This is a genomic window from Stenotrophomonas sp. SMYL86, assembly GCF_036320025.1.
Lineage (GTDB): Bacteria > Pseudomonadota > Gammaproteobacteria > Xanthomonadales > Xanthomonadaceae > Stenotrophomonas > Stenotrophomonas maltophilia_A.
The window spans coordinates 103,417-126,137 of sequence record NZ_JAWIRU010000003.1 but is presented as its reverse complement, the minus strand read 5'-3'; the positions used below and the strand labels follow the sequence as shown (position 1 = coordinate 126,137).

At 68.0% G+C, this 22,721-nt stretch carries 21 protein-coding genes and 2 riboswitches; of the genes, 12 read left to right on the top strand and 9 right to left on the bottom strand.

Features of this window, described 5'->3' with window-relative positions; all coding sequences use genetic code 11:
• Positions 1-7: 7 nt before the first annotated feature.
• The 8 genes from dprA (at position 8) to V3B64_RS05345 (ending at position 8,353) form a co-directional block, all read left to right on the top strand.
• Positions 8-1,135, top strand: a complete 1,128-nt coding sequence (gene dprA / locus V3B64_RS05380) for a DNA-processing protein DprA (RefSeq protein WP_329913769.1) — start codon at positions 8-10, stop codon at positions 1,133-1,135.
• 43 nt (positions 1,136-1,178) lie between these two features.
• The gene (locus tag V3B64_RS05375) at positions 1,179-1,652 is read left to right on the top strand and encodes a DUF494 family protein (RefSeq protein WP_005411195.1); all 474 of its coding nucleotides are present in this window, start codon (positions 1,179-1,181) and stop codon (positions 1,650-1,652) included.
• 39 nt (positions 1,653-1,691) lie between these two features.
• Positions 1,692-2,450: a pilin gene (locus tag V3B64_RS05370; RefSeq protein WP_049423390.1), complete on the top strand. Its 759-nt coding sequence runs from the start codon at positions 1,692-1,694 to the stop codon at positions 2,448-2,450.
• 49 nt (positions 2,451-2,499) lie between these two features.
• Positions 2,500-3,432: an RDD family protein gene (locus V3B64_RS05365; RefSeq protein WP_132810846.1), complete on the top strand. Its 933-nt coding sequence runs from the start codon at positions 2,500-2,502 to the stop codon at positions 3,430-3,432.
• A gap of 193 nt (positions 3,433-3,625) precedes the next feature.
• The gene (locus V3B64_RS05360) at positions 3,626-6,112 is read left to right on the top strand and encodes a DNA topoisomerase I (RefSeq protein ID WP_032129673.1); all 2,487 of its coding nucleotides are present in this window, start codon (positions 3,626-3,628) and stop codon (positions 6,110-6,112) included.
• Positions 6,113-6,259: 147 nt separating this feature from the next.
• A complete protein-coding gene (locus tag V3B64_RS05355; protein WP_019338925.1) occupies positions 6,260-6,850 on the top strand; it encodes a Sua5/YciO/YrdC/YwlC family protein in 591 nt (196 codons plus the stop codon).
• A 43-nt stretch (positions 6,851-6,893) separates the two neighbouring features.
• Positions 6,894-7,571: a DUF4124 domain-containing protein gene (locus tag V3B64_RS05350; protein WP_049401000.1), complete on the top strand. Its 678-nt coding sequence runs from the start codon at positions 6,894-6,896 to the stop codon at positions 7,569-7,571.
• A gap of 35 nt (positions 7,572-7,606) precedes the next feature.
• Positions 7,607-8,353 (top strand): hypothetical protein, encoded by a 747-nt coding sequence (locus V3B64_RS05345; protein WP_121504299.1) that lies wholly within the window; start codon positions 7,607-7,609, stop codon positions 8,351-8,353.
• Positions 8,354-8,523: 170 nt separating this feature from the next.
• Here V3B64_RS05345 and V3B64_RS05340 read toward each other — a convergent pair whose 3' ends face one another.
• Positions 8,524-9,300, bottom strand: a complete 777-nt coding sequence (locus V3B64_RS05340) for an SDR family oxidoreductase (protein ID WP_010481164.1) — start codon at positions 9,298-9,300, stop codon at positions 8,524-8,526.
• A gap of 111 nt (positions 9,301-9,411) precedes the next feature.
• On the opposite strand from V3B64_RS05340, the gene V3B64_RS05335 reads away from it, so the two are divergent.
• Positions 9,412-9,624 carry a hypothetical protein gene (locus V3B64_RS05335; RefSeq protein WP_049400999.1) on the top strand — a complete coding sequence of 71 codons (213 nt, stop codon included), beginning with the start codon at positions 9,412-9,414 and terminating at the stop codon, positions 9,622-9,624.
• A 73-nt stretch (positions 9,625-9,697) separates the two neighbouring features.
• Here V3B64_RS05335 and sppA read toward each other — a convergent pair whose 3' ends face one another.
• The 4 genes from sppA to V3B64_RS05315 form a co-directional block, all read right to left on the bottom strand.
• Positions 9,698-11,620 carry a signal peptide peptidase SppA gene (sppA, locus tag V3B64_RS05330; protein ID WP_329913768.1) on the bottom strand — a complete coding sequence of 641 codons (1,923 nt, stop codon included), beginning with the start codon at positions 11,618-11,620 and terminating at the stop codon, positions 9,698-9,700.
• Positions 11,621-11,735: 115 nt separating this feature from the next.
• Complete coding sequence (locus tag V3B64_RS05325) at positions 11,736-13,100, bottom strand: MATE family efflux transporter (RefSeq protein WP_032129679.1); 1,365 nt, start codon at positions 13,098-13,100, stop codon at positions 11,736-11,738.
• Between the two features lie 239 nt (positions 13,101-13,339).
• On the bottom strand, positions 13,340-13,918 hold the full coding sequence (locus tag V3B64_RS05320) for a DUF3106 domain-containing protein (RefSeq protein WP_049423404.1): 579 nt from the start codon (positions 13,916-13,918) through the stop codon (positions 13,340-13,342).
• Entirely contained in the window at positions 13,911-14,915 is a 1,005-nt protein-coding gene (locus tag V3B64_RS05315; RefSeq protein ID WP_121504295.1) for a hypothetical protein, read from the bottom strand. Before V3B64_RS05315 ends, V3B64_RS05320 begins: the two co-directional genes overlap by 8 nt.
• Positions 14,916-15,327: 412 nt before the next feature.
• Between V3B64_RS05315 and V3B64_RS05310 the strand changes: the two genes are divergently transcribed.
• Positions 15,328-17,505, top strand: coding sequence for a primosomal protein N' (locus tag V3B64_RS05310; protein ID WP_121504294.1), 2,178 nt, complete (start codon positions 15,328-15,330; stop codon positions 17,503-17,505).
• Positions 17,506-17,733: 228 nt separating this feature from the next.
• Here the strand turns inward: V3B64_RS05310 and V3B64_RS05305 are convergent, their stop codons facing one another.
• Positions 17,734-18,354 carry a glutathione S-transferase gene (locus V3B64_RS05305; RefSeq protein WP_329913767.1) on the bottom strand — a complete coding sequence of 207 codons (621 nt, stop codon included), beginning with the start codon at positions 18,352-18,354 and terminating at the stop codon, positions 17,734-17,736.
• A 145-nt stretch (positions 18,355-18,499) separates the two neighbouring features.
• The gene (locus tag V3B64_RS05300; RefSeq protein WP_329913766.1) at positions 18,500-19,279 is read right to left on the bottom strand and encodes an NYN domain-containing protein; all 780 of its coding nucleotides are present in this window, start codon (positions 19,277-19,279) and stop codon (positions 18,500-18,502) included.
• Positions 19,280-19,402: 123 nt separating this feature from the next.
• Here V3B64_RS05300 and V3B64_RS05295 point away from each other — a divergent pair, with 123 nt between their 5' ends.
• Positions 19,403-20,683 carry an NAD(P)/FAD-dependent oxidoreductase gene (locus tag V3B64_RS05295; RefSeq protein ID WP_329893342.1) on the top strand — a complete coding sequence of 427 codons (1,281 nt, stop codon included), beginning with the start codon at positions 19,403-19,405 and terminating at the stop codon, positions 20,681-20,683.
• 217 nt (positions 20,684-20,900) lie between these two features.
• Here the strand turns inward: V3B64_RS05295 and V3B64_RS05290 are convergent, their stop codons facing one another.
• Positions 20,901-21,332 (bottom strand): nuclear transport factor 2 family protein, encoded by a 432-nt coding sequence (locus V3B64_RS05290; RefSeq protein ID WP_329913765.1) that lies wholly within the window; start codon positions 21,330-21,332, stop codon positions 20,901-20,903.
• Positions 21,333-21,400: 68 nt separating this feature from the next.
• A complete protein-coding gene (locus V3B64_RS05285) occupies positions 21,401-21,676 on the bottom strand; it encodes a GIY-YIG nuclease family protein (protein ID WP_153854631.1) in 276 nt (91 codons plus the stop codon).
• Between the two features lie 40 nt (positions 21,677-21,716).
• Positions 21,717-21,806, top strand: a riboswitch (glycine riboswitch).
• A 13-nt stretch (positions 21,807-21,819) separates the two neighbouring features.
• Positions 21,820-21,923: riboswitch (glycine riboswitch) on the top strand.
• Between the two features lie 84 nt (positions 21,924-22,007).
• On the opposite strand from V3B64_RS05285, the gene V3B64_RS05280 reads away from it, so the two are divergent.
• On the top strand, positions 22,008-22,625 hold the full coding sequence (locus V3B64_RS05280) for a trimeric intracellular cation channel family protein (protein ID WP_005411215.1): 618 nt from the start codon (positions 22,008-22,010) through the stop codon (positions 22,623-22,625).
• Positions 22,626-22,721: the final 96 nt, after the last annotated feature.

Genomic DNA, 22,721 nt, shown 5'->3' with positions numbered 1-22,721 from the left:
TGGGGAGATGACCAACCAAGCTGACGAGGCGCTGCTGCGCCTGTTGATGGCAGGCGGCGCGCTGGCGCCACGGCGGGCACTGCTGCAGGCCGCAGGCAGCGCGGAGATTGCGATCGCGCAGGGCGCCGCGAACTGGCGCGCGCACGGCTGCACGCCCGAGCAGTGCGCCGCGCTGGAATGCCCGGACACCCGGGCCTGGGCCGTGGCACGGCGCTGGCTGGAAGACGACAACCAGCACCTGCTGGCCTTCACCGATCCGGCATTCCCCCCGCCCCTGCTGGATGTCCCGAACCCACCCCTGGCGCTGTTCATCGCCGGCGACCCCAGCCTGGCCTGGCGCCCGTCGGTGGCACTGGTCGGCAGCCGCTCGCCGACGCCGGGCGGACGCGCCCTGGCCGCCCGGTTTGCCGGCTGCTTCGTCGAAGCCGGGCTGGCGGTGACCAGCGGCCTGGCGGCAGGCATCGATGCCGCCGCCCACCAGGCCACGCTGGACGCCGGGGGCTGCACCGTGGCGGTGATCGGCACCGGCCCGGACCGGGCTTACCCGGACAGCCACGCCAGGCTGCAGGCCCGCATCGCCGCCGAAGGCGCGGTGCTCAGCGAGTACCTGCCGGGCACACCGGCACGCCCCGGTCACTTTCCAGCCCGCAACCGCCTGGTGGCCGGGCTGGCGCTGGCGACGGTGGTGGTCGAGGCCGCCCAGCGCTCCGGCGCATTGATCACCGCACGCCTGGCCGCCGAGGCCGGCCGCGAGGTCTGTGCCCTGCCCGGTTCGGTACTCAACCCACGCGCCGCGGGCTGCCACCGGTTGATCCGCGAGGGTGCCGCACTGGTCGAGCGCCCGGAGGAGGTCCTTGAACTGCTGGCGCCCGCCCTTCGCCAGCAGCTGCCGGGCTTGCAATCACGGCTCGCCACCCCCACTGAACAGGCACCGCCGGTACTCCTGCCGGCGCGCTGGGCCGACGACCCTGACTACCAGTGCTTGTGGCGGGCCCTGGACCACAACCCAAGCGGTATGGATTCACTGATCACGCGCTGTGGATTGACGGCGCCCCAGGTGTCCTCCATGCTGCTGGCCATGGAACTGGCGGGAATCGTGGTGTGCGTACACGGCCGCTACTGTCGAACTCCCTAGTTTCTTCACCTCCACAGCGTCGCGCGACGCAGGCCGAGGGGCAATGAAAGAGAGCATCCTGGACGTACTGCTGTACCTGTTTGAACACTATTTCAGCGAAGATGCGGACCTGATCCGTGACCGCGATTCGCTTCAGAACGGCCTGATCCAGGCCGGTTTCAGCCCAACCGAGATCAACAAGGCATTCGACTGGCTCGATGCCCTGGCCGCGCAGCGGCCGAGCGTGGCCCAGGCACGGGTCGATGGCCCCGTGCGCGTCTACCACGGCCCCGAGCTGGACAAGCTGGACGTGGAATGCCGTGGTTTCCTGCTGTATCTGGAACAGCACGGCATCCTCGACGCCGACCAGCGCGAGCTGGTGCTGGACCGGGCCATGGCCCTGGACCAGGACGAACTGGACCTGGACGACCTGAAGTGGGTCGTGCTGATGGTGCTGTTCAACCAGCCCGGCTCCGAGGCGGCGTACGCCTGGATGGAGACGCAGATGTTCATGGACGAGCCAGAACCCCTGCACTGACCGTACACTTGGGGGCATAGCGCATTCAGGAGCGTCCCCGTGAGCGAGTGGTTCCATGCAGAAGGCAACCGGCAGCAGGGTCCGCTGCCGGCGGAACAGTTGGTCGAGTTGTTCCGCAACAACCAGATCTCCCTGGACACCCTGGTCTGGCGCGACGGCCTGCCGCAATGGCAGCCGTTGCGCACCGTGGTCGACGAACTCGGCCTGATCGTGCCGGCGCTGGACGCTGCCGCACCGCCGGTGGAACCCGAGCCCGATCCGGAACCGGTGGCACCGCCTCCGCCGCAGCCGCCGGTACTGCCGCCGTCCACGCCCTACACCACCAGTGCATCGGCCACCGCCCTGCCGGCGCCGAAGAAGAAGCTGTCCGGCTGCGCCCTGACCGCCATCATCGGCGGCGGCCTGCTGCTGGTGCTGGTCCCGATCGTGGCCATCCTGGCTGCCATCGCGCTGCCCGCCTACAACGACTACACCGTGCGCGCCAAGGTCGCCGGCGCAGTGACCGCGCTGCAGCCGTTGAAGGACCAGGTGCAGCATTTCGCCGATGACGAAGGCCGTTGCCCCGGTGCCAACGACGCCGGCTTCCCGGCCCCGGGTGACTTCGCCCATGCAGGGCTGTCGGCGGTGAACATCGGTCGCTTCAACAATGGCCACTGCGGCATCGAAGCCACCCTGGCGTTGCCCGGCAAGAGCCTTGATGGCGACCTGCTGTGGCTGGAATACGATCGCGACAGCGGCCGCTGGGAATGCAGTGGCGAAAGCAACGACAAGTACCTGCCGCCGACGTGCCGCGGCTGAACCACGCGCACGCCAGCACCTCCAAGGATGATTCAACAGGGAACATGCAATGACTGAGTGGTACTACGCCGAAGGACAGCAACGCCAGGGCCCGCTGCCGGTCCAGGAGATCCGCCAGCGCTTCCAGCGCGGCCAGCTGAACCTGGACACCCTGGTCTGGCGCGAAGGCATGGCGCAGTGGGCTGCGCTGCGCCAGGTGGTCGACGAACTGGGACTGCAGACACTGGCCGACGCCAGCACGGCCACCGGCAGTGGCGGCTTCGACCTGCGTGGCGACTATGCCGCGATCGACAACGGTACGGCGCCACTGCCTGGCACCGGCGCCCTCAGCAGTTCGCCCTACAGCGCCCCTGCGGCGCTCGGCGGCGGCGGCCATGCCCAGCCGGTGATGGGCGGCGAAGTGGTCTACGCGGGCTTCTGGAAGCGCGTGGCGGCCTACATGATCGACTACTTCGTGCTGGCCATCCCCGGCGGCATCATCGGCGCCATCCTCGGTGTGGTGCTTGGTGCCAGCATGGGTGCGGTGGGCAGCGGCGAATCGGCCATCGAAATCGTGGCCCAGCTGGCCAGTGCCCTGATCAACCTGGCCATCGGCATGGCGTACTACACCTGGTTCCATGCCTCGCAGGGCGGTGCCACGCTGGGCAAGATGGCGGTCGGCATCAAGGTCGTGCGCAGCAATGGCGAGCGCCTGACCAAGGCCCGCGCATTTGGTCGCTACTGGGCCGCGGTGCTCAGCACCTTCACCCTCGGCATCGGTTTCCTGATGGCCGCCTTCACCGAGCGCAAGCAGGGCCTGCACGACATGATCTGCGACACCCTGGTGGTCGACCGCTGGGCCTACACCGACCAGCCGCAGCTGCAGCGCCGGGAGCTGGGCACGGTGACCGTGCTGGTGCTCGTACTGACCGGCCTGCTGTCGCTGGTGGGCCTGGCGCTCATGGTGTTCGCGGTTGGCTTCATCGCCAAGATGGCCTCATGAACGGCCATCCTCACGCCTGGCTGCTTGACATGGGCTGGCCGGGCGTGATTCCTCTAATAAGGTGAAACCTGAACGCCCGGCACATTACCGGGCGTTCAGTTTATGGATTTGCCCGTGGCCGCTTCACTAATGCGGCCGTTTGCTCCACCCTAGCGGCCCCTCTCCCCCGGTCCGCCCACAGACCTTTCCTGACATGCCCAAGCACCTGCTCATCGTCGAATCGCCGGCCAAGGCCAAGACGATCAACAAATACCTCGGCAAGGACTACACGGTCCTGGCCTCGTATGGGCACGTGCGCGACCTGATCCCGAAGGAAGGCGCAGTCGACCCGGACAACGGGTTCGCCATGCACTACGACGTGATCGACAAGAACGAAAAGCATGTCGATGCGATCGCCAAGGCCGCCAAGGGCGCCGACGACATCCTGCTGGCGACCGACCCGGATCGCGAGGGTGAAGCGATCAGCTGGCACATCGCCGAGATCCTGAAGGAACGCGGGCTGGTCAAGGACAAGCCGATGCAGCGCGTGGTGTTCACCGAGATCACCCCGCGCGCCATCAAGGAAGCGATCAGCCAGCCGCGCGCGATCGCCAGCGACCTGGTCGACGCCCAGCAGGCGCGCCGCGCGCTGGATTACCTGGTCGGTTTCAACCTGTCGCCGGTGCTGTGGCGCAAGGTCCAGCGCGGCCTGTCCGCCGGCCGCGTGCAGAGCCCGGCGCTGCGCATGATCGTCGAGCGCGAGGAAGAGATCGAAGCCTTCATCGCCCGCGAATACTGGTCGATCGCCGCCGAGTGCGCGCACCCGTCGCAGCACTTCAACGCCAAGCTGATCAAGCTGGACGGGCAGAAGTTCGAACAGTTCACCATCACCGACGGCGACACCGCCGAGGCCGCCCGCCTGCGCATCCAGCAGGCCGCGCAGGGCTCGCTGCATGTCACCGATGTGGCCAGCAAGGAGCGCAAGCGCCGCCCGGCGCCGCCGTTCACCACCTCCACCCTGCAGCAGGAAGCCTCGCGCAAGCTCGGCTTCACCACCCGCAAGACCATGCAGGTCGCGCAGAAGCTGTATGAAGGCGTGGCGATCGGTGACGAAGGCACCGTCGGCCTGATCTCGTACATGCGTACCGACTCGGTGAACCTGTCGCAGGACGCGCTGGCCGAGATCCGCGACGTGATCGCCCGCGACTACGGCATCGCCTCGCTGCCGGACCAGCCGAACACCTACCAGACCAAGTCGAAGAACGCCCAGGAAGCGCACGAAGCGGTGCGCCCGACCTCGGCGCTGCGCACGCCTGCGCAGGTGGCGCGCTACCTGACCGATGACGAGCGCAAGCTGTACGAGCTGATCTGGAAGCGTGCGGTGGCCTGCCAGATGATTCCGGCCACCCTCAACACCGTCAGCGTCGATCTGTCCGCCGGCAGCGAACACGTGTTCCGCGCCAGCGGCACCACCGTGGTGGTGCCCGGCTTCCTGGCCGTGTACGAAGAAGGCAAGGACAACAAGAGCGCCGAGGACGAGGACGAAGGCCGCAAGCTGCCGGCGATGAAGCCCGGCGACCGCGTGCCGCTGGAACGCATCCAGGCCGAACAGCATTTCACCCAGCCGCCGCCGCGCTACACCGAAGCGGCGCTGGTGAAGGCGCTGGAAGAGTACGGCATCGGCCGTCCCTCGACCTACGCCTCGATCATCCAGACCCTGCTGTTCCGCAAGTACGTGGAAATGGAAGGCCGCAGCTTCCGCCCGTCCGACGTCGGCCGCGCGGTGTCCAAGTTCCTGTCCAGCCACTTCACCCGGTACGTGGACTACGACTTCACCGCCAAGCTGGAAGACGAGCTCGACGCCGTCTCGCGTGGCGAAGAAGAGTGGATCCCGCTGATGGCCCGCTTCTGGGAGCCGTTCAAGGAGCTGGTGGAAGACAAGAAGGAATCGGTCGACCGTGCCGAGGCCAGTGGCGCGCGCGAGCTCGGCACCGACCCGAAGACCGGCAAGCCGGTCAGCGTGCGCCTGGGCCGCTTCGGGCCCTATGCGGCCATCGGCAGCACCGCCGAGGACGCCGAGGAGAAGCCGAAGTTCGCCTCGCTGCGCCCCGGCCAGTCGATGCACACCATCTCCCTGGAAGACGCGCTGGAACTGTTCCTGATGCCGCGCGCGCTGGGTGAGGACAAGGGCGAGCCGGTCAGCGTCGGCATCGGCCGTTTCGGCCCGTTCGCCAAGCGCGGCAGCACCTATGCCTCGCTGAAGAAGGAAGACGACCCGTACACCATCGACCTGGCCCGCGCCGTGTTCCTGATCGAAGAGAAGGAAGAGATCGCGCGCAACCGGATCATCAAGGAGTTCGAGGGCAGCGACATCCAGGTGCTGAACGGCCGTTTCGGCCCGTATATCAGCGACGGCAAGATGAACGGCAAGATCCCCAAGGATCGCGAACCGGCCTCGCTGACCCTGGCCGAAGTGCAGCAGCTGATGGAAGAAACCGGCAAGCCGGTGCGCAAGGGCTTCGGCGCCAAGAAGGCTGCCGCGAAGAAGGCCCCGGCAAAGAAGGCCGCGGTGAAGAAGGAAGCGGCGCCGAAAAAGGCCGCTGCAAAGAAAGCGCCTGCCAAGAAGGCCCCGGCAAAGAAAGCGGTGAAGAAGGCTGCCGCGAAGAAAGCCCCGGCGAAGAAGGCCGCTGCAAAGAAGTAGATCCACGCCATGCGTGGATGAGGGTCAAGGTGTGCGGACCAACGGTCCGCACCCACCATCAGCAGTCAGTACCTACCGCTGATGCCGGCCAGCGGCCGGCACTACCGGGTGCCAGGGTCCACCCCTTCTGCACGCGGCAGGGGGATAATGAAGGCCCACGCCGGGCCGGTCGCCGCCATGAAAGAACTCACCCTGGACTCTGCTGTCGCCACGCTCCGCGCGGGCGGCGTGATCGCCTACCCGACCGAAGCGGTCTGGGGCCTGGGCTGTGATCCCTCGCACGAAGCTGCGGTGCACATGGTGCTGCGGCTGAAGCAGCGCCCGATCGAGAAAGGCATGATCCTGGTCGCGGCCGAACTGGCGCAGCTGGAAGGCTGGGTGCGGCTGCAGGCGCTGCCCGACGCCCGCCAGCGCGCGGTGCTGGCCAGCTGGCCCGGTGCCAACACCTGGATCCTGCCTGCCGGCCCGCGCGCGCAGCCCTGGGTCACCGGCGAACACAGCGGTATCGCGGTGCGCATCAGCGCGCACCCGCTGGTGGCCGAACTCTGCCGCGCCTGGGGCGGCCCGCTGGTCTCCACCAGCGCCAACCTGGCCGGCGAACCACCGGCACGCAGCCGCGAAGAACTGGACCCGCGCCTGCTGCGCCTGCTCGACGGCATCCTCGATGGGCAGACCGGCGGCCTGGCCCAGCCCACCCCGATCCGCGACGCGCTCAGCGGCAACGTGCTGCGCTCCTGAGCCGGCGATTGCGCTGCTGCGGACAATCACGCACCCTGCCGCCATGACCCTGCTGCGCGCCACCTTGAGCCTGTGTCTGCTGCTGCCGTGGACGGCACCCGCGGCCGAGGACGTGCGTGTCTACCGCTGCGTTGCCAGCAACGGTGCCGTCGCCCTGCAGGACAGGCCGTGCAACAGCGGCCGCCAGCAGGTGCGCGACCTGCAGCGCCCGCGCGATCCCGCTCCACGGGTGGTGCGCAGTGATGCCACGCCTCCGCCGCCCAGCGAAACCCCGGTCATCCGCGAGCGCGAAGTCCGCCACGTCTACATCCAGCCGCCGCAGCCGATGTACGAGTGCGTGAGTGAGGACGGACGGCGCTATACCAGCGACAACAACGAAGGCAATCCGCGCTGGGTGCCGCTGTGGACCAGTGTCTGGCTGCCGCACGGCCATCGTGGTCCAGCCTATCCCGGACCACGCCCGGCCATCGGCACGCCGATCGGCGAAGGCACGGGTTATCGCCGCCCCTCGATCGGCATGGACGTGCAGGTGCCGGCCGGCAGCGTGCTGGTCCGCGACAGCTGCCATGCGTTGCCACCACAGGAAGTCTGCGCACGGCTGAGTGACCGCCGCTGGGAGCTGGATCGCCGTTACAACAGCGCGCTGCAGAGTGAACGCACCGCCATCAGCAACGAACAGCGCGGTATCGATGCGCGCCTGTCGCGCGATTGCGAACGCTGAGCGCAGCACGCCGTCGCAGCCTGTACGCTGTGCGCATGAACCGAGTGATCTGGCTGCTCCTGGTCCTGCTGCCCGGAAGCGCGTTGGCCGAAGAGGGCGTGATCTACCGCTGTACCTCCAGCAGCAGTGACGTCCCTACCCTGCAGCGCACGCCGTGCGCCACCGGCAGCAAGCAGCAGGTGCTGCGCATCCCCGACCCGGCCAACTCGCAGCCGGCCGCCGCTGCGCCTGTAGCCGCCGAACCTGCATCCGCGCCCGTTGAAACACCCGCGCCGGTGCCGTCCGGACCGGCCGTTGCCCCTGCGGCCCCAGCAGAACCACGACGCGCGGACGAAGGACGCACGATCATGGAAGCAGGCATGGTCGAACACGCAGGAGACGACCAGATCCTCGACAGCGCGACGCTGCGCCGCGATGCCGAGGCCCGCGCCGCCGCAGGTGACGGTCCACCGAAGCCGCCGCTTCCTCCGATCTTCCAGTGCACCGACAGCCAGGGCGGCGGCTACCTGTACGAGTACGAAGCCGCGCCCGGCCGCTGCGAGCTGATGACGGTACAGGGCCTTGGCGGAGTGACGCCGGTGAATGCCGCCAGCTGTGAAGTGGTGCGCGACCACTGCGAAGCGCTTCCCGAAGCGCAGCGCTGCGGTGGTTGGCAGCAGCGCTTCCGCGATGCCCGCGGCCGTGAGCGCTTCGCCGCGCCGGAGAACCGCGATACCGCGCGCGGTGAACGCGAACGGCTGCAGGGCGTGCTGGAGGCCAGCAACTGCCCGGTACCAGGGTGAGACCCACCGGTAGTGCCGGGGGGGGGGGGGGGGGCCCCCGCGAGTGAAATTAGGGGGCGATGGGGGCACCCGGGTCCCCCCCACGGGTCGGGCGGGCCGCGGGCCGGCAACCACAGGATCTTCAGATGAGTGCAGTTGCCGGCCAGCGGGCGGCACTACCTGCTGAAAGATCAGAACCCGTAGCGCAGGAAACCGCCGTCCACCGCGATGCACTCGCCGGTCACATAGCTGGCCGCAGGCAGGCACAGGAAGCCCACGGCTGCGGCCACTTCCTCCGGCTCGCCGATACGACGCATCGGCGTGCGGTTGATCACTTCCTCGTAGTAGTCCGGGTCCGCCAACGGACCGGACGTGCGCCGCGTGCGGATGTACCACGGCGCCACCGCGTTGACCCGGATGCCATCCTCGGCCCACTCGACGGCCAGGTTGCGGGTCATCTGATGCATCGCCGCCTTGGTCATGCCGTAGACCACGCCGCTGCGCACATGGGTCAGGCCGGACACGCTGCCGACGTTGACGATGGATGACGACGCGTGGCGTGCCAGCAACGGATGTGCATAGCGCGACAGCTCGAAGGCCGAGAACAGGTTGGTCTCGAAGATCTTCCGCCATTCGTCCTCGGAATACTCCGTGGCCGCCTTGGTGACATTGCCGCCGGCGTTGTTGACCAGGATGTGCAGGCCATCACTATGATCCTCCACCCAGTCCAGGATCTGGCGGCGGTCCTCGTCGTCTGAGACATCGGCGGCCAGCGCATGCACCTGCATCTGCGGATACACGTCCAGCAGTTCGTCGCGCGCGGTCTCCAGCATGTCGATATCACGGCCGACGATCATCAGATCGGCGCCGAAGCCAGCCAGTTCATGCGCGATGGCCAGGCCGATGCCGGCGCTGGCGCCGGTGATCAGGGCGGTCTGGCCGTCCAGGCGCCACCGTTGCTGGGTCATGTGTTCTCCCGGGCCGCGCCCGCTGTGTTTCGATGCGGCAAGGATACGCGCTCACGGCCGCCCCCTGCCGAGGATGCGACACTGCCCGCACGCCCATCACGGAGTGCCGCCATGCGCATCCTGATCCTGTCCACGTCCCTGCTGGCCACCGCGCTGCTGGCGGGCTGCCAGCGCCCACCGGCGCCGAACCCGGAAAAGCCACCGGTGCCCCGGGCGATGTCGCGCGCAATCAACGAACCGCTGGACCGCGCCAAGGGCGTGCAGAAGACCGTGGACGATGCCGCCGCGCGTGAGCGCAAGGCCGAGGCCGACGCGACGCAGTAACCCCGCAGACGAAAACGCCCGGCCGAGGCCGGGCGCTTCCAGTAGATCCACGCCGTGCGTGGATGGCTTCCGATCAGAACCCGCAGAAGCAGTACGCCAGCGCCTTCACCGGCGTGCCGTTGCCCTTCTCGCGGGCCGCGTTCTCGACAAATCGCAGCTGCGTATCCACTTCGGGCATCGTGCGCGCCAGCACCATCCGCGCCATGCCCGAGTCGGACAGCATCCAGGCACCTGCACGGCTGCCGGCGAGACCGCTGACGAACTGCGCGAACGGCGTTGCCGCCTTCTCGATGTAACGCACGCGGTAGGCATCAGCCTTGCCCAGCTTGGCGCGGCTGGCGGCGTCGGCCACCGCATCCTTCAGGCCACCGAAGGCATCGACCAGGCCACGTTCCTTGGCCTGCGCACCGCTCCACACGCGTCCACGGGCCACTTCGTCGACGGCCTCGACCGGCTTCTTGCGGGCGTCGGCGACGCGGCCGGTGAAGTCGGCGTAACCCTTGTTGATCACCGACTGGATGACCTGGCCCACGGCCGGATCCATCGGGCGGGTGACGTCGAACGCACCGGCGAAACGGGTGGTGCCGACACCGTCGGTGTGCACGCCGATCTTGTCCAGCGCGCGGCTGAAGTTCGGCACCATGCCGAAGATGCCGATCGAACCGGTGATGGTCGACGGATCGGCATAGATGCGATCGGCATTCATGCTGATCCAGTAGCCACCGGAGGCGGCCAGGTCGCCCATCGACACCACCACCGGCTTGCCGGCGGCCTGCAGGGCCACCACTTCGCGGCGGATCTGCTCGGAGGCGAACACTTCACCACCCGGCGAATCCACGCGCAGCACCACGGCCTTCACGTTCTCGTCGTCACGCGCGGCACGCAGCAGCGCCGAGGTCGATTCGCCACCGATGCGGCCGGCCGGCAGGTCGCCACCGCTGATTTCGCCGGCAGCCACCACCACCGCCACCTGCGGACGGCTGTCGACCGGGTTGCGGCGCGCATCGAGCTGGCCCAGGTAGGAGCCGAAGTCGATGTTGCGGAAACCACCGTCGGCATCGTCGTCAGCCACGCCGCGCTCGATCATCAGATCCTCGAATTCCTCGCGGGTCTTCAGCGACGTCACCAGCTTCTGCTGCAGGGCGAACTTGGCCAGGTCACCACCGGCAGCGGCGATGCCTTCCGGCAGCGTGTCGATGCCGGCGGCCAGCTGTGCCGGATCCAGGCGACGGGCCTTGGCGATGTCGCCCAGGTAGCGCTGCCACACGTCGTTCATCCAGAACAGGTCGGCTTCCTTGGAGGCCGGCGAAGCGGCGTCGAGCACGTAGGGTTCGGCGGCGGACTTGTACTCGCCCACCTTGAACAGGTGCACGTCCACACCCAGCTTGTCCTGCAGGCCGGTGCGGAAGTACTGGCGATAGCGGCCCAGGCCCTCGAGCACCACCGACCCCATCGGGTCCAGGTAGACCTCGTCGGCCTGTGCGGCCAGCAGGTACTGCGACTGGCCCATGCTCTCGCTGTAGGCCACCAGCTGCTTGCCGGACGCACGCAGGTCCTGCAGTGCCGCGGCCACTTCACGCAGCGAAGCGAAGCCCGACGGCTGCAGCTTGTCCAGCTCCAGCACCACGCGCTCGATCTTCTTGTCTTCCTTGGCCGACTCGATCACCCGCAGTAGGTCGCGCAGCTGGATCTCTTCGGCACCGTTGTCGCCCACCGCCTTGGCCAGCGCGCGGCTGACCGGGTCAGCGCTGAACTGCTCGACCAGGCGGCCTTCCGGCGCGATCACCAGGGTAGTGCGGTCCTGCAGCGATTTGCTGGCACCGGCGCCCATGCCGGCGGCGATGACGAACATCACCAGCAGCAGGAACAGCAGGCCGAAGAACACCAGGTTGAGGATCAACCGGCGGGTGAAGTTCATGACGTCCCACAGCCCGATGAAGAAACTGGCGACGGGGTTGCGACGCGCCGGGGGCAGCGGGGGCACGGGTTGATTCATGGAACGCTCCGGATGGCTTCTTGCCGTGGTGCCAGCATAGCCGGTGCCGTGTGATGCGGCATCGGACACAAGTCAGGGGATCGCCCGCCATGGGTCGGCAGGGCGGGCGGGACGATCAGGACAACATCGATTGGCCGATGCGCAGGCTGCTGCGACGAAGGCGCCAGCCCATCAGGATGGCGGCGGCGGTCAGGCCGACGATCAGGCCGATCCACATGCCCTGCGGGCCCATGCCCAGGCCCAGGCCGAGCCCGGCGCCGAGCGGCATGCCCAGGCCCCAGTACGCGAACATGGCGATGAACATCGGCACGCGGGTGTCCTTCAGGCCGCGCAGCGCGCCGGCCGACAGCACCTGGATGCCATCCGGGAACTGGAAGGTGGCCGCGTACAGCAGCAGGGTGGAGGCCAGGCCGGCCACCGCCAGGTCGTTGGTGTAGACACCGACGATGGCGTCATGGCCGAACAGCAGCACCGCTGCCGACAACGTCTGCGTACCCATGATGATCGCGTAGCCGGCCCAGGCCGCGCGCCGCACGCCGAAGCCATCGCCACGACCGACCGCATGGCCGACGCGCACGGTGGTGGCCTCGGCCACGCCCATCGGGATCATGAAGCACAGCTGGGCGACGTTGATCGCGATCTGGTGCGCGGCCGCTTCATTGGCACCGAGGCGGCCGATCAGCAGCGCGGTGACGATGAACAGGCCGCCCTCCATCAGCACGGTGATGCCGATCGGCAGGCCGGTGCGCAGCAGGTCCCAGATCGCCTTCCAGCGCGGTCCTTCGAAGTGCGAGAACAGCTGCAGGTGGGCGAAGCGCTTGGTGAACCACAGGTAGGTGGCGAAGGCGATCGCCTGCAGCCACATCATCACCGCCGAAGCGATGCCCAGGCCCTCGGCGCCCATTTCCGGGAAGCCGAGCTTGCCGTTGGCCAGCACGTAGCCCATCGGTGCCAGCACCAGCAGGCCACCGAAGCCGAGCAGCATGGTCGGCAGCGTCCAGTGCATGCCCTCGCTGAGATAGCGCATGCAGAAGTACAGGGTCAGCGCAGGTCCGCCCCAGCGCACCGCATGCAGGAACGCGGTGGCCCCCGGCACGATGTCCGGCGCGATGCCGAACGCTGGCAGCAGCGGCGGCACCACGGTGAGGAAGGTGAACATGATCAGGCCCAGGCCCAGCGCCAGCCACAGTGCCTGGCGGAACAACGGGCCGATCTCGCGCTCGCGGCCGGCGCCATGCAGCTGCGACACCGAGGCGGTGAGCGAGATCAGGGTGCCGATCGGGATCAGCATCGGCAGCCACAGCAGGGCGGTGCCGATGGTCACCGCGGCCAGGGTCGCCGTGGCGTGGTGGCCGGCAATGACGTTGTCGACGAAGGAGATCAGACCGGTGGACACATGCCCGAGCACAAGCGGCAGGGCGAGCAGACCGGTAGCGCCGACTTCCTTGCTGAAGCGCGGCGTGGAGGTTGCAGTAGACATAAGGTGCTTGACGCGAACTACGGTTGCGCGCGAAGGGCACAGGCACCGGGTTGCGGGCCGCCATCTTACGCGTGCAGCGCGCGCATTCCCATGACATGGCGTGAATGCTGGGTTCCGGCAGGCCCCGGCATCACGCGTTGCGATCACGTTACGAACAGAAAAAGGGGACGGAGGGGATTAAGTCGTTTCAAGCCCGACTGTGCCGAATACGACTTAATCCCCTCCGTCCCCTTTTCTTTCTACTGCCCGGCCTGGCGCTTGAGCCAGGTATCGCGCTCGGCCGGCGGCACCGCGAGGAACGCGCCGCGGACCTTGTCGCGCTCCTGCGGTGGCGTGCGCTGTGCCACCAGGGTCAGTTGGGCCAGCTGCGCCGGGCTGAGCTGGCGCAGCACGGCCAGCGCGGCCTCGCGCTGTTCCGGCGGCACGAAGCCGAACAGGCCGTGCAGCTTGGGGAACTCCAGGCCCAGCTGCGGGCCCAGCCGCCAGCCTTCGCGGAAGGCCTGGTCCTGCGCCTGGAACTGCTGGCGCAGGCGCTGCTGCTGGTCGGCCGGCAACGCATTGAATCGCGCAGCGGCCTGACGGATCCGCTCACGCTCGCCCTCCGGCAACGCCCGCCATGCGGCGTAGTCGGCGCGGCGCTGGCGCTGCTGCTGGGCATCGAGCTGGGCGAACGCAGCGGGCGTCGTACCTGTGGTGGCCGGGGCCGCCGGTGAACTGCCCGGCACTGGCGGCGGCAGCGGCACGTTCAAAGTCTGCGGCGCGGCGGACAGCGACAACGGCAGGGCCAGCAGCAGGCTGGCGAATACGGTCTTATTCATCGGCAGCAGCGGTTTCCAGCGTGGCGCTGGCCGGCTCCGGCCGGCTCGGCTTGGATTGCGACTCGTCCACCGGCAGCGGGCCGCCCGCGGCGGTCCATGCATACAGATCGGCATCGGCCACGAGCGGATAGTCGCGGTCGGCCAGCATCGTGGCGTCGTCCGTCGCCTGCGCAGGGGTCGCGTCCGGCGCGGCATTGACCTTGCTCGGCGGCAGTGCTTCCACCGTGACGGGACCCGCCTCACCAACCACGCCTTCCGGCAGCGGTGCGTCGCTGCCGAACGAATGTCCCTGCCAATGGCGCCAGCCCAGCGCGGCGGCCAGCAGTACCACCACGGTTATCAGCAGGATCAACGGACCGCGCCAGCGCGGCTTGGCATTGGCGCGGCGGCGCTTGCCAGTGGCTGCAGCCCGCTCGTCGCGCTGCGGGGTGCGCCAGCTGGAGGTCGGCGCTTCACTGCTGTTCGTCGGTGCGGCCGGCTGTTGCAGCTGCTGCAGGCGTTTGACGGGCAGATCGCGGATGCGCAGCTGCACCTGTTCGGCCAGCTGGCGCCAGGCCGAGGCGTCGGGCTGGCCGTGCGCGTCACGCGGGCAGGCATCGGCCAGCAGCTGCTGGTAGCCGGCTTCGTCCTGGTCGAGCACGCGCGTGGCGATACCTTCATCCAGGCTGCCGCCCACCCGCAGCAACAGCGCCAGGCGCGGCAACGGTCCCATCTGGCCCAAGGCGGCAAGCGGCGGCTCCCATTGGCCGCCCACCGGCTCACGCAGCGCCTGGCGCTGGCCCAGCAGGGTCCAGAAGCGGGTTGGCCACTGCGCCATCGGCAGGTCACTGGCGACCGCCGCAAACGCGCGCATCACCGCCACCAGGGTCTGTTCGGCCCGGGCAGCATCGCCGCACTGCAGTTCAGCCACCACCAGGGCGCGGCGTTCAACACCTCGCAGGAACGCCGACAGCGCGCCGGCCGCGGTCGAGGAAACAGGGGCGGGCACAGCCGTCATCGATCACTCCAAAGGTCTGCCCGCATGATAGCGGCAGGCCATCGGCGCCCGTAGGACTTGCGCCCACAGGCACTTCGTGCTGCAGGTTGTGCACAGCACCACGCTGCCTGCGCAGGAAACTGTGGCATCCAGCTGAATTCACTCTGTTTCAGCATTGTTTCACACTTAAGTAATTGATTTTGATGGATTTTAAAGTATGGCGATTTTTTGACCAACCCGAGCGTGAGGCCGTCGCCATCGGCCTCCTGCGCGCCCGCCGACCGGTAACGCACAGCGTTATCCACAGAACATGTGGATAAGACTGAATCTCCAATGGACACCGATATTTAGGTGACATTTATGATTCAACGGGCCCCGCCCCGCCGCCGCCCACTCCGCCATTCGCGCGCGCATGGCCCGGTACACTGGCCCGATGCTTTCACCGATTCCGACCCTGCAGGTCGCCCTGCCCGTCCCCCTGCCCCGCCTGTTCGACTACCTGTCGCCGGAGGGCGTGGCCCCCACGGTTGCGGTCGGCTGCCGCCTGAAGGTGCCGTTCGGCAACCGTGAGCTGGTCGGTGTGGTGGTGGGACACGGCCAGACCGACGACGGCCAGGGACTCCGCCAGGCGTTGGCCTGGTGCGACCCGCAGCCGCTGCTGCAGGGTGAGCTGTGGCAGAGCCTGCAGTGGCTGGCGCGCTACACCCACGCGCCGTTGGGCGAAGTACTCAGCACCGCCCTGCCCGGCCCGCTGCGCCACGGCGAGGCCCTGCCCGACACCCATCACTGGGGCTGGCAACTGACACCCGAAGGCCATGCCCAGCGCGGGAAGCTGCGCGCCGGCAGCCGCCCGCGGCAGCTGGCCGAACTGCTGGCCGAGGCCGTGGTGGATGAAGACGTACTGGGCGAACGCATGGAGGACTGGCGCACCGCCGCACGCAGTCTGGCCAAGCGTGCACTGGCCGAGCGCGTGGCGATGACGGTGGCACCGCAGCATGCGCAGCCGTTGCCCGGGCCCACGCTCAACCCGGACCAGGCCGAGGCCGTGACTGCGATCAACGCCGCCGACGGCTTCCAGCCTTTCCTGCTGGATGGCGTGACCGGCAGCGGCAAGACCGAGGTCTACCTGCAGGCGATCATCCATTGCCTGGCACAGGGCAGGCAGGCGCTGGTGCTGGTGCCGGAAATCGGCCTGACTCCGCAGACCCTGGCACGCTTCCGCGGCCGCCTCGGCATCGCCGTGCATGCGCTGCATTCGGGCTTGAACGATAACGAGCGCGCCCGCGTCTGGGCAGCCGCCTCACGTGGTGAAGCACGGGTCATTGTCGGCACCCGCTCGGCAGTGTTCACGCCGCTGCCGCAGGCCGGTCTGCTGATCATCGACGAGGAACATGACGGCAGCTACAAGCAGCAGGACGGCATCCGCTACCACGCGCGCGATTTCGCCCTGGTGCGCGCCAAGGCGCTCGGCATTCCCGTGCTGCTCGGCAGTGCCACGCCCTCGCTGGAAACACTGCACAACGCCTATGCCGGGCGCTACACCCACCTGCGCCTGAAGCAGCGTGCCGGCGATGCACGACCACCGCGCGTGCGCATCCTTGATGTGCGCAAACGGCCATTGCACGATGGCCTCTCGGCCGATGTTCTGGCCGGCATCGGCGAGCACCTGCAGCGTGGCCAGCAGGTGCTGGTGTTCAAGAACCGCCGTGGCTACGCACCGGTGCTGCTGTGCCACGACTGCGGATGGACCGCGCCGTGCCAGCGCTGCGATGCGCCGATGACCGTGCATGGTGGCGGCCGTCGCCTGCAATGCCACCACTGCGGTGCGCGGCAACCGGCGCCGCTGGCATGCCCGGCCTGCGGCAGCCTGGCGCTGCAGCCGCAGGGCATCGGTACCGAACGCCTGGAAGAGCACCTCACCGCCGCCTTCGCCGATTTTCCGGTGGTGCGCATCGACCGCGGCACCACCTCACGACGCGACGCACTGGAACAGCAGCTGGCGAAACTGGGTGACCAGCCCGGCATCCTGGTCGGCACGCAGATCCTGGCCAAGGGCCACGACCTGCCGAAGCTGACACTGGTGGTGGTGGTGGGCATCGACGAAGGTTTGTTCTCCGCGGACTTCCGCGCCAGTGAAAAACTGGCACAGCAGCTGATCCAGGTCGCTGGCCGCGCCGGCCGTGCACGCGATCCCGGCGAGGTCTGGCTGCAGACCCATCACCCCGGGCATCCGCTGCTGGAAACCCTGGTGAGCGGTGGCTACCACCCGTTCGCGCAGGCCGAGTTGAACCAGCGCCAGGCCGCCGGATTCCCGCCGTTCGCGCATCTGGCACTGATGCGCGCCGAGGCACAGCAGGTCGAGCATGCCAATGCGTTCCTGCTGGCGGCGCGGCAGTTGCTGGGCGAACAGAACGTGGTCGAGGCCTATGGGCCGATGCCGGCGCCGATGCCGCGGCGTGCCGGTTACCAGCGCACGCAGCTGCTGCTGTCCGCGCTTCAGCGGCCACCGCTGCATGGCGTGCTGGCCCAACTGGTACCGCAGCTGTACGCGCTGCCGGAAGCACGCAAGGTGCGCTGGTCCCTGGATGTGGATCCGACGGATCTGTATTGAGGGCGCTGTTGTGGACCCCCCTCAAGTGTTTGGCGGGGGCGCCCCACTGCTGCGTAGAGTCGAGCTTGCTCGACTGCCGTGCGCCAGAAACAGTCGAGCAAGCTCGACTCTACCGTCGGTCCGTATGGACCCGACGGATCTGTATTGAGGCAGACGAACGCTAGCGCCGGGCCATGCCCGGCGGTCCTCCGCATACCACGCTCGCCGGGCATGGCCCGGCGCTACCCCTCAGGTCAGCGGCGACATCACGCCGCGCTGGTAGGCCGGGCGTTCGCGCAGGCGGGAGTACCAGTCGGCCAGGTGCGGCAGGTCCGGGCGCTGGATGGGCAGTTCGAACCAGGCATAGATCAGCGAGCCCAGCGGGATGTCACCCATCGCGAACGTCTCGCCCGACAGCCACGGCTGTCTGGCCAACGTGGCATCGGCCATCGCCAGGTAGTCACCGGCACGCACGATGGCGGCATTGATGCGCGCTTCGTCGCGGTCAGCTGGGGCGGTGCGCATGATGCCCCAGATCAGGTCGGTGTACAGCGGCGCCATGCGCGAGGTGCTCCAGTCCATCCACTTCTCGGCCTGGGCGCGTTCCATCGGGTCTTCGGCGTACAGCGTGCCCAGCGCGTAGCGCGCACTCAGATAGCGCACGATGGCATTCGATTCCCACAGCGGCAGGCCATGGTCTTCGATCACCGGCACCAGGCTGTTGGGATTCATCGCCAGGTACTCCGGCGTCTGCGTGCCGCCGTGGCTGCCACCGACTTCGATGGATTCATACGGCAGGCCGATCTCCTCGGCGCACCACAGCACCTTGCGGACGTTGCTGGAATTGCGGCGGCCCCAGATCTTCAACATGCGGGTTTTTTCCTTGCTGGCAATGCGAGCGGCAACGATACGCCTGATCGGAGTGGGTGTGTGGGTGGCGGATGCGGGATCTGGCATCTGGGGCTTGCCGGCCAGCGGCCGGCACTACCGGTTCCTTGCCGGCCAGCGGCCGGCACTACCGGTTTTTCTTCGGCAGCGCGCGCACGTAGGAGGACTTGCCATCCTTCTTAAGCTCGAACAGCCCGATCGCTGCCAGCAGGTCACTGAGCTTGCCGTAACCGTAGTTGCGCGGATCGAACGAGGCCTGGTTGCCGATCTGGCTGCCGACCGGGCCAAGGTGCGACCAGCCATCCTCGCCCTCGGCCGAGGACACCGCACGGCGCAGCATCTTCACCAGCCGCGTATCGCTGCGCATTTCCGCACCGCTCTTGCGTGGCCGGGCATCGTCGTTGGCAACAGGCTCGTTCGATGCCTGTTCGCTGGACGCCTGTTCGGTATCCAGCACGCTGGCATGGGTCTGGCCCAGCGCTTCCAGATAGGTGAACTTCGAGCACGCGTTGACGAACGGCTCCGGGGTTTTCTTCTCGCCGAAGCCATACACCTTCACGCCATCGGTCAGCAGGCGCATCACCATCGGGGTGAAATCGGCATCGCTGGACACGATGGCGAAGCCATCGAGATTGCGCGCGTACAGCAGGTCCATGGCATCGATCACCATCGCCATGTCCGAGGCATTCTTGCCCTTGCTGTAGGCGAACTGCTGGATCGGGCGGATCGCATATTCGTGCAGCACGGCCTCCCAACCCTTCAACCGCGGGCTCTTCCAGTTGCCATAGGCGCGGCGCACGTTGGCCACGCCGTAGCGGGCGACTTCGGCCAGGACCTCGTCGATCTTCGAGGCCGGCGCGTTGTCGGCGTCGATCAACAGGGCGATGCGCTTTTCCGGTTCGCTCATGGGCTCCTCACGGGCGGTTGCCTGAACCCGAGTATCGCCGATCCATACGGGCGCTGACGTGACAGGGCGCCATCGTGCGAAGATGCCAGGCGCTTCCCCCAATGCCCCCACTGGAGTGAGTCGATGAGTCGCGAGCGCGTTCCCCACCTGGTTGTTGTCGGCGGCGGTTTTGCCGGTCTCTGGGCCACCCGTGCCCTGGCCCGCGAGCGCATACGCATCACCCTGGTCGACCGCCGCAACCACCATCTGTTCCAGCCACTGCTGTACCAGGTGGCCACCGCCGGCCTGTCCGCGCCGGATATCGCCGCGCCGCTGCGCCACATCCTCGGCCACCAGCGCAATGTGGAAGTCCGCCTCGGCGAAGTGGTGACCATCGACAAGCAGGCCCGGCAGATCCGCATGGCCGATGGCAGCACGCTGGACTACGACAGCCTGCTGCTGGCTACCGGCGCCACCCACGCCTACTTCGGCAACGACCAATGGGCCGATGATGCGCCCGGGCTGAAGACGCTGGACGATGCCATCGCACTGCGCCGCAAGCTGCTGCTGGCGTTCGAGCGCGCCGAGGCCGAGCCGGACCCGGCGAAGAAAGCGGCGTGGTTGAGCTTTGCCGTGGTCGGCGGCGGTCCCACCGGTGTTGAGCTGGCCGGCACCCTGGCAGAAATCGCGCGGCATACGCTGCGCAACGAGTTCCGCCATATCGATCCGGCCAGCGCCAAGGTGCGGCTGGTCGAAGCCGGCCCGCGCGTGTTGTCTTCGTTCCCGGAAGTGCTTTCGCTGAAGGCGCGCCGTCAGCTGGAAAAGCTGGGCGTGGAAGTGCTGACCGGCACCCCGGTGAGCGACATCGACAGCCAGGGCTTCAAGCTCGGTGATCAGTTCGTGCCGGCCCGCACTGTGGTGTGGGCCGCCGGTGTGGCCGCTTCACCGCTGGCGCGCACCCTGGATGTGCCGCTGGATCGCGCCGGCCGCGTGCAGGTGCAGCCGGACCTGACCCTGCCCGACCACCCCGAGCTGTTCGTGGCCGGCGATCTGGCCGCACTGAATCAAGCCAATGGCAAGCCGGTGCCCGGCGTCGCGCCCGCCGCCAAGCAGATGGGCAAGTACGTGGCCGAGGTGATCCGCGCGCGCTTGCATGGCAAGGCCGCACCGGGGCCGTTCAAGTACGCCGACTTCGGCAACCTGGCCACCATCGGCCGCATGGCCGCCATCGTGCACCTGGGCAGGCTGCAACTCTCGGGCGTCCTCGCCTGGTGGTTCTGGCTGGCCGCACACGTGTTCTTCCTGATCGGCTTCCGCAACCGCATCGTGGTGCTGCTGAACTGGGCCGTGGCGTACTGGAGCTACCAGCGCAGCGCGCGCATCATCTTCGGTGATGATCAGGAAGACCGGCGACCAGGGCGCTAGGGCCGAAGACGGACACGGGTTCTCTGCCTGGGAGTAGATCCACGCCATGCGTGGATGAATGTCTGTGCAGGCCGCATGGAGCTCAGCCACGCATGGCGTGGCTCTACTGCCTCATCAGGCCGCCGGGCACTCGCCGTTTCGACCAAACCCGGCAGAGGTCTTCCTTTCTCGCAGTACCGGCAATTGAAAGCCAAGCTCTACCTGCGGCGCCCATCGCTCACTGCGCCTTTGGTTTCGGGTACCACAGCGCGTTGACGATGACCCAGCGCTGGTCGAAGCGGCCCATGTGGAAGTAGTCGACGAACCACGGGGTTTCCAGCCGCACCGAGGCGGCGTTGCCGGTCACGTCCAGCACCGTGCAGCGGCGGTCCCATTGATCCTTCGGGGTCTTCAGCGCGCCCTGCTTCGTCAACGCGACCAGCTCTTCCTTCGACATGCGGCGCAGGCCCAGGCGTTCGTCGGGTGTATCGCCGAGCACCGCGCGCTTGGCCAGGTCCGGGTGCAGGGAGCGGGCGACGCGCTGCGGGTCGGCTTCCAGCTGGCCGTCGACGTAATCGTGGCAGGTGGCTTCGATGGCCGCGATGGTGGCCGGGTCGGCGGCAGGGCTCGTTGCTGCGGAAAGAGCGAACAGCAGGGCAATCGTGGACATCCGGGTCTCCGGCTCTGGGCGCGGGGCGATCATCGCATGGGCAAGCCGCATCCACGCATGGCGTGGATCTACAGAAGCGTCTCGGCCGGTTCCTGCAGCCAGGCCAGCTTGCGTTCGCGCGGCTGCTGCTTGAGCTGCCACTCGGCCCGCGAGGCGGCGGCCCGGTCCGGGTACTCGCGCACGGCCAGCACGCGCAGTGGCGGCCGTGCCCGGGTGTAGCGCGCACCCTTGCCGGCCTGGTGGGCGGCGAAACGCGCCTCCACATCGGTGCTGATGCCGGCGTAGTAGCTGCCATCGCGGCATTCGAGCAGGTACAGGAACCACGGGCGGAGGGACGGGGCCATGCCCGGATTATGCCGTGCTGCACTGCAACGGATATACTGGCGCCCGAATGCAGGAGAGAGGCGCCGCGCTGGCGCCCGCCGAAGGCGCAGGCTCCCATGATCGCTCAGGCCGGTGGGCTGGAATCCCACCAACCATGCATTCGACTCGCCGAGCTGGAGAGAGGTCACCGGGCATGCCCGGCACGATCCGCCGAAGGGGCACGCGGCCCATGCCGCTGAACTCTCAGGCAAAAGGACAGCGGGAGCGGCACCGGCCATCGTCATCCCGTCATTGCGCAGGCAGTGGCGATAGTGGCGCATGGCCGGCCCCACCGCGCCCGGAGCCTGCCTCATGCTGCTGTCCATCATCTACCTGATCGCCATTTCCGCCGAAGCCATGACCGGCGCGCTGTCCGCCGGCCGCCGCCGCATGGACCTGTTCGGGGTGGTCATGATCGCCTGCGTTACCGCCCTCGGCGGCGGATCACTGCGCGACATCCTGCTCGGTCACTACCCGTTGGGCTGGGTGAAGCATCCCGAGTACCTGGGCTTCACCGTGTGTGCGGCGCTGATCGCCACCTGGGTCGCACGCTGGATGCACCACTTCCGCCGCACCTTCCTGGTGCTCGATGGCCTGGGCCTGATCGCGTTCACCCTGATCGGCTGCTCGATCGCGCGCGAGGCCGGCCATGCCATGCCGATCGTGCTGATCGCCGGCATGCTGACCGGCGCCTTCGGCGGCGTGCTGCGCGACATTCTCTGCAACGAGGTACCGCTGATCTTCCAGAAGGAGCTGTACGCGATCATCGCGCTGCTGACCGGCGCGGCCTACCTGTTGCTGCTGCACTGGGGCGTGGCCGACGCCACCGCGATCCTGTGCTGCCTCGGCGGCGGCTTCGCGCTGCGCCTGCTGGCGATCCACTACCGCTGGGAAATGCCGAAGTTCGTCTATCACGACGAAGTGCATTGATTGTTTGACGGTAGTGCCGGCCGCTGGCCGGCAACACGGCACACGCCCGCAGATTCCGCGAGGGGGGCGGCCACCGGGGCGGCCGGCCCCGTGGCG

Coding starts and splice junctions, on each gene's coding strand:
- V3B64_RS05300 (WP_329913766.1), bottom strand. CDS start 19,279: ATGAGCGAACCGGAAAAGCGCATCGCCCTGTTGATCGACGCCGACAAC.
- V3B64_RS05335 (WP_049400999.1), top strand. CDS start 9,412: ATGCGCATCCTGATCCTGTCCACGTCCCTGCTGGCCACCGCGCTGCTG.
- V3B64_RS05355 (WP_019338925.1), top strand. CDS start 6,260: ATGAAGGCCCACGCCGGGCCGGTCGCCGCCATGAAAGAACTCACCCTG.
- V3B64_RS05340 (WP_010481164.1), bottom strand. CDS start 9,300: ATGACCCAGCAACGGTGGCGCCTGGACGGCCAGACCGCCCTGATCACC.
- V3B64_RS05365 (WP_132810846.1), top strand. CDS start 2,500: ATGACTGAGTGGTACTACGCCGAAGGACAGCAACGCCAGGGCCCGCTG.
- V3B64_RS05325 (WP_032129679.1), bottom strand. CDS start 13,100: ATGTCTACTGCAACCTCCACGCCGCGCTTCAGCAAGGAAGTCGGCGCT.
- V3B64_RS05305 (WP_329913767.1), bottom strand. CDS start 18,354: ATGTTGAAGATCTGGGGCCGCCGCAATTCCAGCAACGTCCGCAAGGTG.
- sppA (WP_329913768.1), bottom strand. CDS start 11,620: ATGAATCAACCCGTGCCCCCGCTGCCCCCGGCGCGTCGCAACCCCGTC.
- V3B64_RS05375 (WP_005411195.1), top strand. CDS start 1,179: ATGAAAGAGAGCATCCTGGACGTACTGCTGTACCTGTTTGAACACTAT.
- V3B64_RS05320 (WP_049423404.1), bottom strand. CDS start 13,918: ATGAATAAGACCGTATTCGCCAGCCTGCTGCTGGCCCTGCCGTTGTCG.
- V3B64_RS05345 (WP_121504299.1), top strand. CDS start 7,607: ATGAACCGAGTGATCTGGCTGCTCCTGGTCCTGCTGCCCGGAAGCGCG.
- V3B64_RS05285 (WP_153854631.1), bottom strand. CDS start 21,676: ATGGCCCCGTCCCTCCGCCCGTGGTTCCTGTACCTGCTCGAATGCCGC.
- V3B64_RS05295 (WP_329893342.1), top strand. CDS start 19,403: ATGAGTCGCGAGCGCGTTCCCCACCTGGTTGTTGTCGGCGGCGGTTTT.
- dprA (WP_329913769.1), top strand. CDS start 8: ATGACCAACCAAGCTGACGAGGCGCTGCTGCGCCTGTTGATGGCAGGC.
- V3B64_RS05360 (WP_032129673.1), top strand. CDS start 3,626: ATGCCCAAGCACCTGCTCATCGTCGAATCGCCGGCCAAGGCCAAGACG.
- V3B64_RS05315 (WP_121504295.1), bottom strand. CDS start 14,915: ATGACGGCTGTGCCCGCCCCTGTTTCCTCGACCGCGGCCGGCGCGCTG.
- V3B64_RS05310 (WP_121504294.1), top strand. CDS start 15,328: ATGCTTTCACCGATTCCGACCCTGCAGGTCGCCCTGCCCGTCCCCCTG.
- V3B64_RS05290 (WP_329913765.1), bottom strand. CDS start 21,332: ATGTCCACGATTGCCCTGCTGTTCGCTCTTTCCGCAGCAACGAGCCCT.
- V3B64_RS05280 (WP_005411215.1), top strand. CDS start 22,008: ATGCTGCTGTCCATCATCTACCTGATCGCCATTTCCGCCGAAGCCATG.
- V3B64_RS05350 (WP_049401000.1), top strand. CDS start 6,894: ATGACCCTGCTGCGCGCCACCTTGAGCCTGTGTCTGCTGCTGCCGTGG.